This window comes from Sulfuricystis multivorans (assembly GCF_003966565.1).
In the GTDB taxonomy this organism is placed as follows: Bacteria; Pseudomonadota; Gammaproteobacteria; order Burkholderiales; family Rhodocyclaceae; genus Sulfuricystis; species Sulfuricystis multivorans.
The window spans coordinates 590,428-605,026 of record NZ_AP018718.1 but is presented as its reverse complement, the minus strand read 5'-3'; the positions used below and the strand labels follow the sequence as shown (position 1 = coordinate 605,026).

The following is a 14,599-nucleotide window of genomic DNA, read 5'->3' as shown; positions in this document are numbered from 1 at the left end:
GAGAAACCCAATCGTCGTTTATTGGCCAAACGCGCGGGCGCTGCCGCTCGCGGTCTGATCGCCGCCAGACATATGAGCCCGATTTCGAGCGCCTCATAAAGCTCTTCGCCCAGCCAAATGCACGATCTGGGCTCATGGTCAGCGAGGCTGTGGCCAGCGGCGCGGATCGATGATCTCGAGCGAATCGAGCGCGAAGGTAGACCAGTCGCCGCGCAGCGACTGCCTCGAAGCTGCGATGCACTCGGCCAGCTGGGAGGCTGACACGACACCAATGATGACCTTGGCGACTTCAGGCTGGCCAAGGACGAAACCCAGACAGGCCGTCAGCGGGCTGATGCCCAGCGACCGGCAGTACGCATGGAATTGCCGCAAATGATCCTGCCAAGGCATGAAATACGCCGGAAGAGCATCGCCTTCCATCAGCAGCAACCCCTGAAGAAACACTGACCGGACATGGATTTCGATTCCCTGCTTGGCCAGCGCTGCTAACACACCATCACGGAGCAGGCGTTGATCGAAGATATTGAGCGGTAGCTGGATTAGATCCAGCGCATGGCGTTCAAGCAGCGCCTCGATCTGCGCTCGTTCGTAAACCGAGGCGCCGATTTTCCCGACCCGGCCTTCTACCTGCCAACGCCGCATTAGATCATAAAGACGATCGCCGCCGGGTTTGAGCAAATCCGCGGCATGATGCACCATGACCGCCGCGAGCCGCTCGCGGCCCAGATGCTTCAGGCTGTCCTCGAAGGCTGCGGCGATTCTCGCCAGGTCTGGTTCTCCAATCCTTTCGTTTCCGACCGGCAGGGTTTTGGTGACGAAATCGAAATGCCCATCCAAGCCGATCAGTCGTCCCAGCAGCGCTTGTGCCGAACCATAAGTGGGCGCGGTGTCGATGAGCCGGATGCCGACACTCTTGGCCAGCGAAAGGATTTCCGTCGCTTCCTCGATGGCGACCTTTCCCGCGGGATTGGCAATGCCATAGTCGAGGCCGAACTGCGCGCTACCAAGCGCCAAGCGGGAAAATTCGTCTGCCGACATCCTGAGAATCAACTCAAGACGCGCATGACGCGGAGCAATTTGCTGGCATAGTCCGGATCGCTGGCATAGCCGGCGCGTTGCAAGCCCTGCGCGAAGCCGACGGGGCTTACGCTGCCAAGCACATGGCCATAGCGCGGCGCGCCGGCGAGCAATTGGGCGTAATCGGCGAAGGCTTCGGCATAGGAGCCGTAGGCGCGGAAGCGTTCGCTGCGCCTTTGCGGCGCGCCGTCGATGTATTCGGTCGTGACAGCTTCGACGACCGGCCCTTGCCACTGGCCGCCGGCCTTGATGCCGAACAGGTTGTAGCTCGGCCGACCGTCGGGAAGGCGCGGCATGGCGCGCCCCCAGCCACTTTCCAGCGCCGCATGGGCGACGATGAACTGCGGGGGGATGCCGATCGTTCTACCCGCCTCGACCGCATAGGGCCAAATGTCCGAGACGAAGGCAGCGGATGCTGGCGGAATGGGCGACGTCCCGCCGGGCGCCGACTCGCTTCGCGTCGTCGGCTGGGGAACCGCGCTTCTCATGCCCTCATTCGCCGCCGGACGCAGCGGGCTGCCCGAAAGGGGCAATGCCCGTGTGGGCGCAATCGGCGGAAGCAGTGGAAAACCGCGCTGGGGGGCTAGAGGCATTGGTCTTGCCTGCGGCGCAAGCGGCATGCCGGCCTCGCCAAGCGGCGCAGTTGGGCTTGCCGCGGGGCTGAGCTGACGTTCGATCAGTGCCGCAAGTCCAGTGCCGCCTTTCGCCGCCATCACCTGCACAAGCTGGGCGTCGAGCAGCTCTTGATAGAAACGCGTCTGGTCGCTGTCGAACGGTCCGTCCTGCGGCACTGCGGCGCGCATCGATTTCATCACCATCTGTAGAAACAGCGCCTCGAACTGCTGCGCAGCGGCTTTGAGCGCTTTGGGATCGTCCTTGCGCAGGCCACTTTTGACAGCAGTCAGTGCCTGGGCATCGAATACGGAAGGGATCGCCGTCGCGGAATTCATCTCGCTAGCTTGCCCGATTCAAGCCTGGGGCGATCTGTCGAACATGCTGACAATTTCCGGGATATCTCAAATCACTTCGAGCTCGGCGCGCAGTGATCCCGACTGTTTCATCGCCTGGAGGATCGCGATCAGATCCTGCGGGTTGGCGCCGACGGCATTGAGCGCCTTGACGACGTCGGCGAGATTCGCTCCGGCCTTGAGCTGCACGAGCTGGCGTTCTTCCTGCTTGATCTCGATGCCGGTGTTGGTCGTCGCGACCGTCTGGCCGGCGGACAGCGGTGCGGGCTGGCTGACATTCGTCTGCGGCGTGACGCTGACCGAGAGATTGCCGTGCGCGACCGCGCATTCCTCGATGGTCACCGCGCGGTTCATCACCACCGAGCCGGTACGCGCATTGACGATCACCTTCGCAGGCAGTTCGACCGGGGTGACTTCGAGGTTCTCGATGCGGCCGAGAAAAGCAACGCGCGCTTCAGGCTGCGCCGGCAGCCTGACCTGGATCTGCCGGCCGTCGATCGCCGTGGCGACACCGGGCCCCATCGCCCGCTCGATCGCTTCGACGACGCGTTGCGCGGTGCCGAAATCGCTGCGCTTGAGCTCGAATTGAATGCTGTCGCCTTGCGCGAGCGACAAAGGCACTTCGCGTTCGACCGTTGCGCCATTGATGATGCGGCCGGCGGCCAGATGATTGACCGTCGCCTTCGCGCCACCGCCCGTAGCCCCCGCGCCGACGACCACGACATTGCCCTGGGCCATCGCATAGACCTGCCCGTCCGCACCTTTCAGCGGCGTCAGGATCAATGTCCCGCCGCGCAAGCTTTTGGCGTTGCCGATCGACGAGACCGTCACATCGAGCGGCTGGCCGACACGGGCAAACGGCGGCAGCTCGGCGGTGACCATCACTGCGGCGACGTTCTTCAGCTGCAGCGTTTGCCCCGGCGGCAGATTCACCCCCATGCGCGAGAGCATGTTGATCATGCTCTGCACCGTGAAGGGCGTCTGCGTCGTCTGGTCGCCGGTGCCATCGAGGCCGACGACGATGCCGTAGCCGACGATCTGGTTGTTGCGCACGCCGGCGATCGTCGCGATCTCCTTGATGCGCTCGGCGCGCGCGGCATCGGCCACCAGCAGCGCGGCAAACAGCCACATCAGGCCAATGAGGAATTTATGCATGTTCGTCATTGCGATGCTCCGGAATCAGAAGGGCAAGAAACTCAAGAAGAAGCGGCTAAGCCAGCCCATCACCTGCGCCGAATCGATGAAGCCGTTGGCCTTGTATTCGATACGCGCATCGGCGACCTGCGTCGATTGCACGGTGTTCGCGGCCGTGATCGTGTCCGGATTGACCACGCCAGAGAAGCGGATGAACTCTTCGCCTTCCTTGAGGCCGATCTGCTTTTCACCCGAGACGAGCAGATTGCCGTTCGGATAGACCTCGATCACCGTCACGGTGATCGTGCCGGTGAAGTTGTTCGACGAGGTGTTCTCGCCCGAGCCTTCGAACTTGGTGGCGCTGTTCGCGGCCAATGTCGTACCCTGCACGGTCTTGAACGGCAAGCCGGCCACAGTGGGCACGCCCAGCGAGGTGTCGTATTTGCGGTCTGCCTTGGTGTCCGACTTCTTCGCCGCGGCGACCTTTTCGGCGATGTTGATGGTCAGCGTGTCGCCGACGAAGCGCGCGCGGCGATCTTCAAACAGCGGCCGCGCAGTGGCGACGTTGTAGATGCTGCCGTTCGCGGGCGTGAGGGCGACGCGCGGCTCGGGCCGTATGGTCATCGGCTGATGCACCGCCGTCGGCGGGGTCGTCGTCACGCAAGCCGAAAGACCGAGGACAGAGGACAGAAGACAGATCAGCCGCAGGGCGGCCGGGTTCTCTTTCGTCATAGCGTCTCCCCTTCCTCCGTTCCCGTCGATCACAGCTGCGTCAGCCGCGCCAGCATCTGATCCGAAGTCGACACCGCCTTGGAGTTCATCTCGTAGGCGCGCTGGGTCTGGATCATCGTCACCAGCTCTTCGGCGACATTCACGTTCGAGGTTTCGACATAGCCCTGGTTGAGCAGGCCCGCGCCGTTCGTGCCCGGGGTGTTCGGCGTCGGCGTGCCGCTCGAGGCGGTCTCGAGGTAGAGGTTCTCGCCGATGCTTTGCAGACCGCCAGCGTTGATGAAGGTCGCCAGCTGGATGTTACCGACCTGGGTCGGCGTGGCCTGGCCGGCCTGCAGCACCGAGACGATGCCGTCGCGGCTGATCGTCACGCTCACCGCATCGGCAGGGATCGTGATCGCCGGCGAGAGCGGATAGCCGCTCGCGGTGACGATCTGGCCGTTGCTGTCGCGCTGGAAGGCGCCATCGCGCGTATAGGCCAGCGTGCCGTCCGGCATCTGGATTTGGAAGAAGCCCTGGCCGTTGATCGCAATGTCGAGTGGGTTTTCGGTCTTTTGCAAATTGCCCTGGGTATGGATGTGCTCGGTGGCGACGGTGCGCACGCCGACACCCAACTGCAGGCCGGAAGGAATCTGCGTGGCTTGCGTCGATTGCGCGCCCGGCTGGCGTAGGTTCTGATAGAGCAGATCCTCGAACACCGCCCGCTGCCGCTTGTAGCCGTTGGTGCTGACGTTCGCCAGGTTGTGGGTGATGACGTCGAGGTTGGTCTGCTGGGCGTCCAGCCCGGTCTTGGCAATCCAGAGGGAACGGATCATTCATTCATCCTTTCATCAGCGCGGCGTGAGCACTTGCGTTGCAGCGCGGTCGTTGGCTTCCGCATTGCTGATCACGCGCATCTGCATTTCGAACTGGCGGGCGAGCGAGATCATCGCGATCATTTGCTCGACCGGATTGACATTGCTGTTTTCGAGATAGCCGGGAGCGAGCATCACGGTTTCGTCCTGCGGCGCCGGCTCTCCCGACTTGAGCCGGAACAAGCCGTCCGGGCCGCGCACCAGTTCGGCTTCGGGAGGGTTGACCAGCTTGATGCGGCCGATGGCATTGACGGTGTTCTGCGCACCGCTTTGTGGCACGACCGACACCGTGCCGTCGCGCTCGATGGTGATGCGCGAATCCGGCGGCACGCTCAACGGCCCGCCGTCACCTTGCACCGGAATGCCATTCTTGGTCTGCAGTAGGCCGTTTTCGGAAACTTCGAAACCGCCGTTGCGGGTGTAGGCCTCCGTGCCGTCAGGAAGCGCCAGCGCGATCCAGCCCTGGCCTTTCACCGCCACATCGGTGGCATTGCCGGTGTAATTCATCGGCCCGGCGGAGAAATCGCTGTGCGTGCTGGCATCCACTGCGAAGGCGCGCGTCGGCAACGCGGCGGGTGCGGCGTTGTGCGTGAGCACCTGCACGGCGCGCAGACGATGTTCTTCGGCGCGATAGCCCGGCGTGGTGACGTTGGCGAGGTTGTGCGTAACAGCCGCCTGGCGCGAGAGGATGCCGCTCGCGCCAGTCATCGCGGTGTAGATCAGGCGATCCATCGTGCCGTCCCGTCAGCGCCGAGTTTCGTCAGCGCAGGTTGACCAGCGTCTGCAGGATCGAATCCTGCGTCTTGATGGTCTGTGCATTGGCCTGGTATTGACGCTGGTAGGTGATCATATTCACCAGCTCGGCGGTCAGATCGACGTTCGACTCCTCGACCGCCGCCGACTGGATCACGCCCAGCGAGCCCGAACCCGGCACGCCGATCAGCGGCTGGCCCGAATCGGCCGATTCGCCCCACTGGTTGTTGCCTAACGAAACCAGACCATTCGGATTGTTGAAGTTACCGAGCACCACCTGGGCGAGGTCGCGCGTCTGGCCGTTGCTGTAACGGCCCTGGATCGTGCCATCGACGGCCACGGAGAGGCCGGTCAGCCGGCCGGAGGCATAGCCATCCTGGGTGATGCTATTGACGCCGAAGATGTTGCCATATTGCGTCGATCCGGTCAGATCCAGGTTGAAGGCGAGCGGCGAGGTCGCCCCGGTGGTTACCGCATGCGATTGGGAAATGAGACCATTGGCTGGGGAGGTCAGCTTGCCGGTTGCATCGAAGGCGATCGCCGTCGCTGCTGAAGGGGTGCCGCCATCAAGGTTGCTATAGACGTTCCAGGAATTCGCCGCCGTCTTCACGAAATAGAGCGACAACAGATGCGCATTGCCCAGCGAGTCATAGACCGTCGCGGATGTCGAGCTCGTGTAGGTGGTCGGATCGTTGATATCGAAGGCTGCGGTGATCACATCGGCGCGCGAATCGAGATTCAGCCCCATCTGCAGCCCGCTGCCCGAGGGGCTACTCCCGGTCGCCTGCGGCTGCAGGTCGGATGTATTGATGTAGATCTCCGCCGGCGTCGAGGGCACGATCACGTTTTGCGCATTGGCGAGATAACCGGTCAGTCGGTAGCCGTTGGCATTGACGATGTAACCATCCTTATCGACATTGAACTGGCCATTGCGTGTCCAGGTGATCGCGCCGTTGTTGGACAGCCGGAAGAAGCCCTGGCCGTTGATCGCCAGATCGAGCGGGTTATTGGTCACCGTGATGTTGCCTTGGGTGAACTGCTGATTGATGCTGGCGATCGAGGTGCCGATGCCGATCTGGTTGATGCCGCTCATGGTCGCGGCGAAAACGTCGGCAAAGGCGGTGTTCGCCGCTTTGAAACCCACCGTGCCCGAGTTGGCGATGTTGTTGCCGACGACGTCGATGGCCTTGGAAGAGGCATTCAGTCCGCTCAAACCCTGTTGGAAACTCATGGTGATGCTCCTGTCAGAAAATTTGTTTCACGTCGGCAAGACCGAACTCGCCGAAGCCGCCGACATCGAGAGTGAGCCCATTGCTGCCGCGCGTCACCCCTTGCACGAGGCCATAGGCGAGCGCCGTGGGCGTCGAATTCGTCGTCCCCGTCTTGGCGCCGATGCTGACGCTGTACTTCCCGGGCGCGGCCTGGGCACCGTTGTCGGCCTTGCCGTCCCAGACGAAGGGATTGATCCCTGCCTCCTGTGCGCCGAGACTCAGCGTGCGGACGACGAGGCCATTGCCATCCTTGATCGTGACGCTGACATCTTCGGCGGCACTGGCGAGCTCGACACCGCCGATCGCCCCTTGTTCGCCGAGTATCAGGTCATTGCCGGGCACCAGCACACCGTGATTGACCAGCAGCGCGGCCTGCATCGCCTGCGTGTCTTGCAGGCCCGAGAGCAGCGTTTGCAACGTAGCGTTGAGCTTCTCGATGCCATTGACGGTGGAAATCTGCGCCAGCTGCGAGGTCAATTGCGCGTTGTCGAGCGGATTGAGGGGATCCTGGTTCCTAAGCTGCGTGGTGAGCAGCGTCAGAAAGCGGTTCTCCGCTTCATTGATGACGGTCGGGGTATCCGTCTTCCGACTCGGATTCAGGCTGGCATAGATTTGCTCGGCTAGGCTCGTGACGGTATTCGCGACGCTCATTGCTTTTCCTTTCTCACTGGCCGATCGTCAGGGTCTTGCTCATCAGGGCGCGTGCGGTATTCATCACTTCCGCATTGGTCTGATAGGCGCGCGAAGCCGAGATCATGTTCACCATCTCCTCGACGACATTCACGTTCGGCAGCGCGACATAACCCTTTTCGTCGGCGGCCGGATTCGCCGGGTCGTATTGCATGCGCAGCGGCGCCGCGCTCTCCACCACCTGGGTGACGCGCACACCAAGGCCGCCGCCTTCCACCGGCATGGCCTGGAACACCACCTGTTTGGCTCGATAGGGCCGGCCATCGGCACCTGCTACGCTGTCGGCATTGGCGAGGTTGCTCGCCACGGCGTTCAGACGCGCGGATTGGGCAGTGAGCGCGGAGCCGGCGATCGCGAAAATCCTGAAGTCGCTCATGATCACTGCCCTTGCAGCGCAGCCTGCATGCTGCGGAAACGGTGATTGACGAAACTGATCAGCGCCTCGATCTGCAGCGCGTTCTCGGCGAATGCGGCGCGCTCGACATCCATGTTCACCGTGTTGCCATCGACTGCGCCCTGATATTCGGCGCGATAACGCATGGCGCCGGCAAAGGGCGGTGCCCCGTTGCCGCCGAGATGGCCCGGCTGGGTGCGAGCAAGCCGCACCGGCGGCACCGTGGGCATGGTGCCCAGCGCCGCGCCCAGTGCCGCCTTGAAATCGAGATCGCGCGCCTTGTAATGCGGCGTGTCCGCATTGGCGATGTTCGAGGCGAGTAGCTCCTGACGGTAGCCACGCACCCCCAGCGCGTGACGGAAGAAGCTCAAGTCCTGTTCGAGGCGGTCGATCATGATGTCAGTGCATAGGAGACTGGAACGCCCTCACACCTGCAGCTTTCATGCCAAGCCCGAATCCTGGGCACCGCGGAAAACCGTCGCGAGCGGCCCGAGTGCAAGGCGGACGGAGCGCAGCGACCGAGAAAAAGCCGAAGGCGAAGTTACGGTGCAGGCTAACAGGAGCGAAGCGCATGTGATGCCGAAACCACATAACAATGAGTTAAGCGAGGGAGCGACAACGAAGTTGCGGCGAAGGCCAACCTCGGCTTTGCCAAGGTTAAGCGAAGCGGCCGAAGCCAGCACCGCCCAACGCAGCAATCGGGTCGTGCAGCAGGTTTCGAGGTGCCCTCCTGGCAAAGAAGCGCCTTTATCACCCCTCCTTTGCCGCTTGGGCGGCAATTTCTGCCTTCGCTGCCCCCTTTACGTCAAAGTCAGCGCGTCATGTTTTAATTGCCGCATGCGAATCCGCATCCGCCTCGCCCTTTTTGCTTTCCTGCTGCCGTTGGCTTCGCTGACCGTCGCTCAGCAGGATCCGCTGCCGGTGAAAAAAGCCATCGACGCCTGGCTGAAAGTCCAGACCAAGGGGCTGCCCGGTCAGGTCAGCTGGGAGATCGGCAGCCTCGATGCCGACAACCAGCTCGCGCCATGCCAGCAGTTCGATGTCGGCCTACCGCCCGGGGCGCGCGTCTGGGGGCGCACCCACGTGATCGTCCGTTGTCTGAGCGAGGCCGGTTGGCGCATCTATGTGCAAGTGCATGTGCGCGTCAAAGGCGACTATCTGATCGCGGCGCGGCCGATCGCGCAGGGCCAGACGATCGTTGCCGACGATCTGGCCACCCAGCTGGGCGATCTTTCCGAACTGCCGCCGAACGTCTTGACCGACCCCACACAGGCGCTCGGCAAGACCGCCGCTGCCGCCATCCCCGCCGGCCGACCGCTGCGTGCCGACGTGATCAGAACGCCCTTGGTGATCCGTCAAGGCCAGACCGTCCGGGTCGTCTCGGTTGGCCCTGGATTCGCGGTCGCCAACGAAGGCCGCGCGCTCGCCAATGCCAGAGAGGGCGAAATCGCTCAGGTGCGGCTGGCCAACGGGCAGGTGATCAGCGGCACGGCTCGCGCCGATGGCAGCGTCGAGGTCGGCTATTGACCTTCGCTATGCTTCGCAGCGCCTTTTTCGTTCTCAGGTTTTCCGCCGAGTTGCCGTAATACAGCCAAGACGACACCAGGAACAGGACATTGCCGTGAAGATCGACCCCACGCTTTCCCCCATTGGCAACACGACAACGAATCCCGCCTCGCGGGAGTCGAAACCAGCGACTGCGGCCACAGTTCCCGCGACGGGTGTCAATACGGAGCGGATCGACATTTCCTCCCTCTCGGCCCAATTGCAGAAAGCCGGTGAGGCGCCCTTCGACGCCACCCGTGTCGAGGGCATCCGCCAGGCGATTGCCGAAGGCCGTTTCCAGATCGGCCCAGAGCGCATCGCCGGCAGCCTGCTCGACAGCGCGCGCGAGCTGCTGGTCCGCCAGCGTCAATGACGACGGAACAATCCTTCGCGGAAACGCTGCGGGTCTTCATCGACCTGCTGCGCCGTGAGCAGGCCGCTCTGATCAAAGGCGACATCGAGGCGCTCGCGGCGCTGATTCCGGAAAAATCGGCGCTGGCGGAACGGCTCAATGGAATTTCCCCTGCCGAGGCCGAAGCATTGCGCGGGCTCGCCACCGAGGCGCGCGAGCTCAACGAAACCAATGGCAAGCTGATCGCGCTACACCTGCAACGCAACCAGCAGGCGCTGAACGTGCTACGCGCGGCCGCCGACAATGCCACCGTCTACGGCCGCGACGGACAACCGCGGCAGGGCGGCGTCAGTCATTCGCTCGGCAAGGCTTGATCACTCGGGCAAGGCCACCTCGACCGGCGTATCCGGCGTGCGCGACTCGACGGTGATCGCGACGCGGCGGTTGCGCAGCCGGCCTTCGGGCGTCGCATTGTCCGCCACCGGGCGCTGGTCCGCATAGCCCACCGCGGTCAGGCGGCGCGGATCGACCCCGTTTTCGATGAACAACCGCACGACGCTCGCCGCGCGCGCGCCCGAAAGTTCCCAGTTCGAGGGATAGAGCAGCGAGCTGATCGGCACGTTGTCGGTGTGCCCTTCGACCGTGATCGGAAAATCGGTGGTGGCGAGAATCTGCCCGACCGCGGTCAGCGCGCGCACGGCGGCAGGCTGCAAGCGTGCCTCGCCCGAATCGAACAGCACGCTGGCATTGACTTCGACGGTGATGCCCAGGGCACCTTCGGTGATGCGCACTTGCCCTTGCTCGACCAGCGGCGCCAGCGCCTCGGCGATCTCCTTGGCCTTTTTGCGCAAGAGCTCGCGGTTTTTCTCCCGCTGCGGGTCGGTCTTCAGATTGGCGACCTGCGGTTTCTTGAAAGGGATCGTCACCGGCAGCGGCGCGCTCGGGTTGACCTGCACCATCGCGCCGACGCTGCTGCCCGGGATGTTGCGGAAAGCCGCCGAGATCGAATCCGACAGCACGCGATACTTGCCTTCATTCACCGACGAAATGGCATACATGACGACGAAGAAAGCGAACAGCAGCGTGATGAAGTCCGCATACGAGACGAGCCAGCGCTCGTGGTTTTCATGTTCTTCTTCGGACTTTTTGCGCGCCATGATCAGACCACATAGCCCTCGAGACGGCTTTCGATGATGCGCGGATTGTCTCCATTGGCGATGCCGACCAGGCCATCGACGAACATCTCGCGCAAGCTAACGAGGCGGGCGATGTTGGCGAATAGCTTCTTGGCGATCGGCAGGAAGATCAGGTTGGCCGAGCCAACGCCGTAGATCGTGGCGACGAAGGCTACCGCGATGCCGGCGCCGAGTTTGGAAGGATCGGTGAGGTTTTCCATCACATGGATCAGCCCCATCACCGCCCCGAGAATGCCGATGGTCGGCGCATAGCCGCCGGCCGATTCCCAGATTTTCGCCGCGAGCTTCATCTGCGCTTCATAGGCGCCGATCTCGACTTCGAGCACTTCGCGCAGGCTTTCCGGCTCCACCCCATCGACGAGGTGCTGCAAGCCTTTCTGCATGAAGGGATCGGGCACCAGCGGAATCTGCGCTTCGAGCGCCAACAGCCCCTCCTTACGCGCGATGTGGCTCCAGGTGACGATCTGATCGATCAATGGCTTGGCGTCCGTCGGCGGCGGCACGAAGATCCATTTACCCATCTTCAGACCGGCCATGAACACCGGCCAGGGACTCTGCAGCATCACCGCACCGACCGTGCCGCCGATGACGATGAGGAACGCGGTGGGCTGCAGCAGCGAGCCGATGTGCCCGCCTTCGAGCACTTGGCCAAGCAGTATGGCCGCCAGCCCAAGCGCCAGACCCGCGATGCTGATCTTATCCATGATATCCGTTCGACGGGTTGGAAATGGCGCGCGGTTTGCGGCCGCGCCGTTTGGACGCGCGCGCGACTGCTCCCTGCTCACCGACCAGCGCGGTTCGCAACCGCGCCACGGCCTGGGCATGCAGCTGACAGACGCGCGATTCGGTCACACCCATCACGGCGCCGATCTCGCGCAGATTGAGATCCTGTTCGTAGTAGAGCGCCATCATCAGCCTCTCCCGCTCCGGCAGCTTCTCGATCGCGGCGATGAGCGCGGCTCGCGCATCGCTTTCTTCGAGCAGCGCGAGCGGATCGGGCGCGGTTTCGGTCTCGTGGCGATCGAGGAAATCTTCGTTCTCGACGGCCAGGTCCTCGAGATAGAGGATCTGGTGGCCGCGCGCTTCCTGCAACAGGTGCTGATAGTCGGCCAGCGACATGCCGAGCGCGGCGGCGAGTTCGCTTTCGCTGGGCGGACGGCCATTTTCATGCTCGAGTTTCTGCAGCACCGTTTCGACGCGGCGCATTTGACTGCGCACCGTGCGCGGCAGCCAGTCGTTTTCGCGCAAGCCGTCGAGCATCGCGCCGCGGATGCGCTGCATCGCATAGGTCTCGAACTGGGCGCCCATCCCATCCTCGAAGCGCTTGATCGCGTCGAGAAGCCCCAGCATGCCGTTTTGCACCAAGTCATCGACATCCACACTGGCCGGTAGCCTAGCCATCAAATGCCAGGCGATGCGCTTGACGAACGGCGCGTAGCGATCGATCAGCCGCTCCTTTTCGAGCGTGCCCTGCGCTGTGTACAAGGAAGTCGTCATGAACACTTTTCACTATATCATCGACTCCTCACGGCGGCCCCGCCGCGAATGGACCGAGCAGCGCTCAGGGGAGGCGTCCCCTCGCTCTTTGCCATGCCGAGGTATTCGAGGCGCACGCCGAGATATTCACGGGCGACACGTTGCAGGCTGTCGAACACGTTGCGGGCCTGTTCAGCCGAGCGCGCCCGGCTGATGCTGACTTTGAAGTGATGGCAATTGCGCTCGTATGCGATGCGCTTGATGCGCGCATAGGCATCGATCAGCTCGGTCTCGCACGCGGCGACGGTCAGCTCGATCGGCTGACTGCCGAGCAGGCGGCGCAGCCCTTCGGCCTGATCGCCCGGACCGGGTGCCGGCAGCTGCTCAGACAAGGACCGCTCCCCGGGTGGCAGCGCGGCTTTCGCTCGGTGTCGGCATGATCAGCCCGAACTCGTCGTTGCGCAGCCGATGCACCGAGCCCGGCGGCGGCAGCTTGAAGGCACGGTGCAGCAGATAGGTGCGGTTGGGCAGATGCAGATCCTCCGGCACGCGCTGGCCGTTGGCGATGTAGGTGAGCAGCAGGCCGTGGCGCACCACGGCATCGAGCGCCGGCGCCAGCGCCGCCGCCTCATCCACCTTCGAGAGGATGCAACCGGCAATGTCCTCGCCGGCATAGCTCTTGATCACGTCGTCGAGCGTATCGCCGCGGCTGGTGGCATTGAGCAGCAACAGGCGCTTGACGTCGCCGGCACGCATCAGCATCGCCGCCTGCTCGGCGACCATGCGGTCGCGCTGGCTCATGCCGACGGTATCGATGAGCACCATGTGCTTGCCGGTAAGCTCGGCGAGCATGCGGCGCAGGTCTTCGCTGTCGCGCACCACATGCACCGGCACGCCGAGGATGCGGCCATAGATGCGCAGTTGCTCATGGGCGCCGATCCGGTAGCCGTCGGTGGTGAGCAGCGCCAGCTTGTCGGCGCCGTAGCGCACCACGCAACGCGCGGCGAGCTTCGCCGTCGTCGTCGTCTTGCCGACGCCGGTCGGGCCGACCAGCGCGAACACGCCGCCCTGGTCGATCAGATCGTTGTCGCTGGACAAGGTGCGTAGCCGCCGGTTGACCGCGGCGCTCAGCCATTTACGCCCTTCCGAGACGTCCAGACTGTCGGGCAGCTCCTCGACCAGACGGCGCGCGAGCTCGCCGGAAAAGCCGGCTTCGAGCATTTCGCCCAGCAGTTGCGCACGCACCGGCGCATGGCGCGTCAAGTCGCCCCAGGCGAAGCCGGCGAGCTGGCGTTCAAGCAAGGATTTGATCGCGCGCATTTCGTCCATCAGCTGCTGGACCTGCTGATCGCCGCCAGGCAGCGTACCGCCGGCACTGGTGGCAGCGCCGTTCTGAGCGCCGGCCGTTGCGCTCGCCTGGGCCAGCGCGGCGGCGACTTGCTCTTCTTCGGCGGGCATTCCCTCTGGCGCACGCTGGCGCGGCGGCAGGGGGCGAAGCTTCGGCCTTTCGGCCGGCGCCGCCGCAAGCGTTTCGTGGCGTGGCGGCTGCCAGGGTTGCCAGGCATGCACGGCGTGCGGCGCGCGCGCCTTCGCCGAGAGCATGACCGTGTAGTCGTCGCCCTCGTCCTCATCCGTCGTTGCAGCATCCTTGCGCCCCGTCGTTTCGCTGACCTGCGCCGGCGTGCAAATGACGGGCGAGGGATCGGTGACCAAACTCGACGCTGGCGGAGAATTGGACGTCCCGCCGGGCGCCGACTCACTTCGAAAAGTCGGCGCTGGCGGAATGCTGGACGTCCCGCCGGGCGCCGACTCACTTCGGAAAGTCGGCGCTGGCGGAATGCTGGACGTCCCGCCGGGCGCCGACTCACTTCGGAAAGTCGGCGCTGGCGGGACGGCACCCCCCCGCGCGCGCGGCTCGAGCGCTGCGCTTGCCGTCGCAGAAGCCTTGGACGCTAAGGCCGATGGAGCGGACGGCGCGCTTTCCGCCTGCAGTGCCGCGAGGCTGTCGGCCGACATCGCCATGATTTCGACGCCGCCGGGCACCGCCTTGTTCGAGATCACGATCGCCTCCGGCCCCAGCGCCGCCTTGACCTTGCGCAGCGCCTCGCGCGCGGTTTCTCCGAAGAAGCGTCTCACCGTCATGATCGTTCCTTTTTTCTA

Annotated in this window: 18 protein-coding genes; 3 read left to right on the top strand and 15 right to left on the bottom strand. The window is 63.8% G+C overall.

The annotated features are described in order from the left end of the window. Positions 1–138: 138 nt before the first annotated feature. The 10 genes from EL335_RS02965 to flgB form a co-directional block, all read right to left on the bottom strand. Positions 139–1,038, bottom strand: coding sequence for an aldo/keto reductase (locus tag EL335_RS02965; protein ID WP_126444172.1), 900 nt, complete (start codon positions 1,036–1,038; stop codon positions 139–141). A gap of 8 nt (positions 1,039–1,046) precedes the next feature. Beyond that, entirely contained in the window at positions 1,047–2,027 is a 981-nt protein-coding gene (gene flgJ / locus EL335_RS02960; protein ID WP_126444171.1) for a flagellar assembly peptidoglycan hydrolase FlgJ, read from the bottom strand. 66 nt (positions 2,028–2,093) lie between these two features. Beyond that, the gene (locus tag EL335_RS02955) at positions 2,094–3,200 is read right to left on the bottom strand and encodes a flagellar basal body P-ring protein FlgI (RefSeq protein WP_126447643.1); all 1,107 of its coding nucleotides are present in this window, start codon (positions 3,198–3,200) and stop codon (positions 2,094–2,096) included. A gap of 24 nt (positions 3,201–3,224) precedes the next feature. After that, the gene (locus EL335_RS02950; RefSeq protein WP_284155419.1) at positions 3,225–3,911 is read right to left on the bottom strand and encodes a flagellar basal body L-ring protein FlgH; all 687 of its coding nucleotides are present in this window, start codon (positions 3,909–3,911) and stop codon (positions 3,225–3,227) included. A 29-nt stretch (positions 3,912–3,940) separates the two neighbouring features. Beyond that, on the bottom strand, positions 3,941–4,723 hold the full coding sequence (gene flgG, locus EL335_RS02945) for a flagellar basal-body rod protein FlgG (protein WP_126444170.1): 783 nt from the start codon (positions 4,721–4,723) through the stop codon (positions 3,941–3,943). Positions 4,724–4,738: 15 nt separating this feature from the next. Next, complete coding sequence (gene flgF, locus EL335_RS02940) at positions 4,739–5,494, bottom strand: flagellar basal-body rod protein FlgF (RefSeq protein WP_126444169.1); 756 nt, start codon at positions 5,492–5,494, stop codon at positions 4,739–4,741. Positions 5,495–5,522: 28 nt separating this feature from the next. After that, positions 5,523–6,746 (bottom strand): flagellar hook protein FlgE, encoded by a 1,224-nt coding sequence (flgE, locus tag EL335_RS02935; RefSeq protein ID WP_126444168.1) that lies wholly within the window; start codon positions 6,744–6,746, stop codon positions 5,523–5,525. A gap of 13 nt (positions 6,747–6,759) precedes the next feature. Continuing rightward, complete coding sequence (locus EL335_RS02930) at positions 6,760–7,437, bottom strand: flagellar hook assembly protein FlgD (RefSeq protein ID WP_126444167.1); 678 nt, start codon at positions 7,435–7,437, stop codon at positions 6,760–6,762. 13 nt (positions 7,438–7,450) lie between these two features. Next, on the bottom strand, positions 7,451–7,852 hold the full coding sequence (flgC, locus tag EL335_RS02925) for a flagellar basal body rod protein FlgC (protein WP_126444166.1): 402 nt from the start codon (positions 7,850–7,852) through the stop codon (positions 7,451–7,453). A 2-nt stretch (positions 7,853–7,854) separates the two neighbouring features. Next, positions 7,855–8,265 (bottom strand): flagellar basal body rod protein FlgB, encoded by a 411-nt coding sequence (gene flgB, locus EL335_RS02920; RefSeq protein WP_126444165.1) that lies wholly within the window; start codon positions 8,263–8,265, stop codon positions 7,855–7,857. Between the two features lie 442 nt (positions 8,266–8,707). Here flgB and flgA point away from each other — a divergent pair, with 442 nt between their 5' ends. The 3 genes from flgA (at position 8,708) to EL335_RS02905 (ending at position 10,141) form a co-directional block, all read left to right on the top strand. Next, positions 8,708–9,397, top strand: coding sequence for a flagellar basal body P-ring formation chaperone FlgA (gene flgA / locus EL335_RS14280; RefSeq protein ID WP_172600010.1), 690 nt, complete (start codon positions 8,708–8,710; stop codon positions 9,395–9,397). 94 nt (positions 9,398–9,491) lie between these two features. Continuing rightward, entirely contained in the window at positions 9,492–9,788 is a 297-nt protein-coding gene (gene flgM, locus EL335_RS02910; protein WP_172600009.1) for a flagellar biosynthesis anti-sigma factor FlgM, read from the top strand. Next, positions 9,785–10,141 (top strand): flagella synthesis protein FlgN, encoded by a 357-nt coding sequence (locus tag EL335_RS02905; RefSeq protein WP_126444162.1) that lies wholly within the window; start codon positions 9,785–9,787, stop codon positions 10,139–10,141. Before flgM ends, EL335_RS02905 begins: the two co-directional genes overlap by 4 nt. On the opposite strand, the gene motD is transcribed toward EL335_RS02905, so the two are convergent. Genes motD through flhF form a run of 5 tightly spaced genes read right to left on the bottom strand, consistent with a single transcriptional unit; the run spans position 10,142 to position 14,581 of the window. After that, positions 10,142–10,924, bottom strand: coding sequence for a flagellar motor protein MotD (motD, locus tag EL335_RS02900; RefSeq protein WP_284155418.1), 783 nt, complete (start codon positions 10,922–10,924; stop codon positions 10,142–10,144). Between the two features lie 2 nt (positions 10,925–10,926). After that, complete coding sequence (locus EL335_RS02895) at positions 10,927–11,667, bottom strand: flagellar motor protein (protein ID WP_126444160.1); 741 nt, start codon at positions 11,665–11,667, stop codon at positions 10,927–10,929. Continuing rightward, on the bottom strand, positions 11,660–12,448 hold the full coding sequence (locus tag EL335_RS02890) for an RNA polymerase sigma factor FliA (protein WP_126447639.1): 789 nt from the start codon (positions 12,446–12,448) through the stop codon (positions 11,660–11,662). The genes EL335_RS02895 and EL335_RS02890 overlap by 8 nt, the downstream gene beginning before the upstream one ends. A 29-nt stretch (positions 12,449–12,477) precedes the next feature. Further along, on the bottom strand, positions 12,478–12,831 hold the full coding sequence (locus EL335_RS02885) for a P-loop NTPase family protein (protein ID WP_126444159.1): 354 nt from the start codon (positions 12,829–12,831) through the stop codon (positions 12,478–12,480). Further along, a complete protein-coding gene (flhF, locus tag EL335_RS02880; RefSeq protein ID WP_126444158.1) occupies positions 12,824–14,581 on the bottom strand; it encodes a flagellar biosynthesis GTPase FlhF in 1,758 nt (585 codons plus the stop codon). The genes EL335_RS02885 and flhF overlap by 8 nt, the downstream gene beginning before the upstream one ends. Positions 14,582–14,599: the final 18 nt, after the last annotated feature.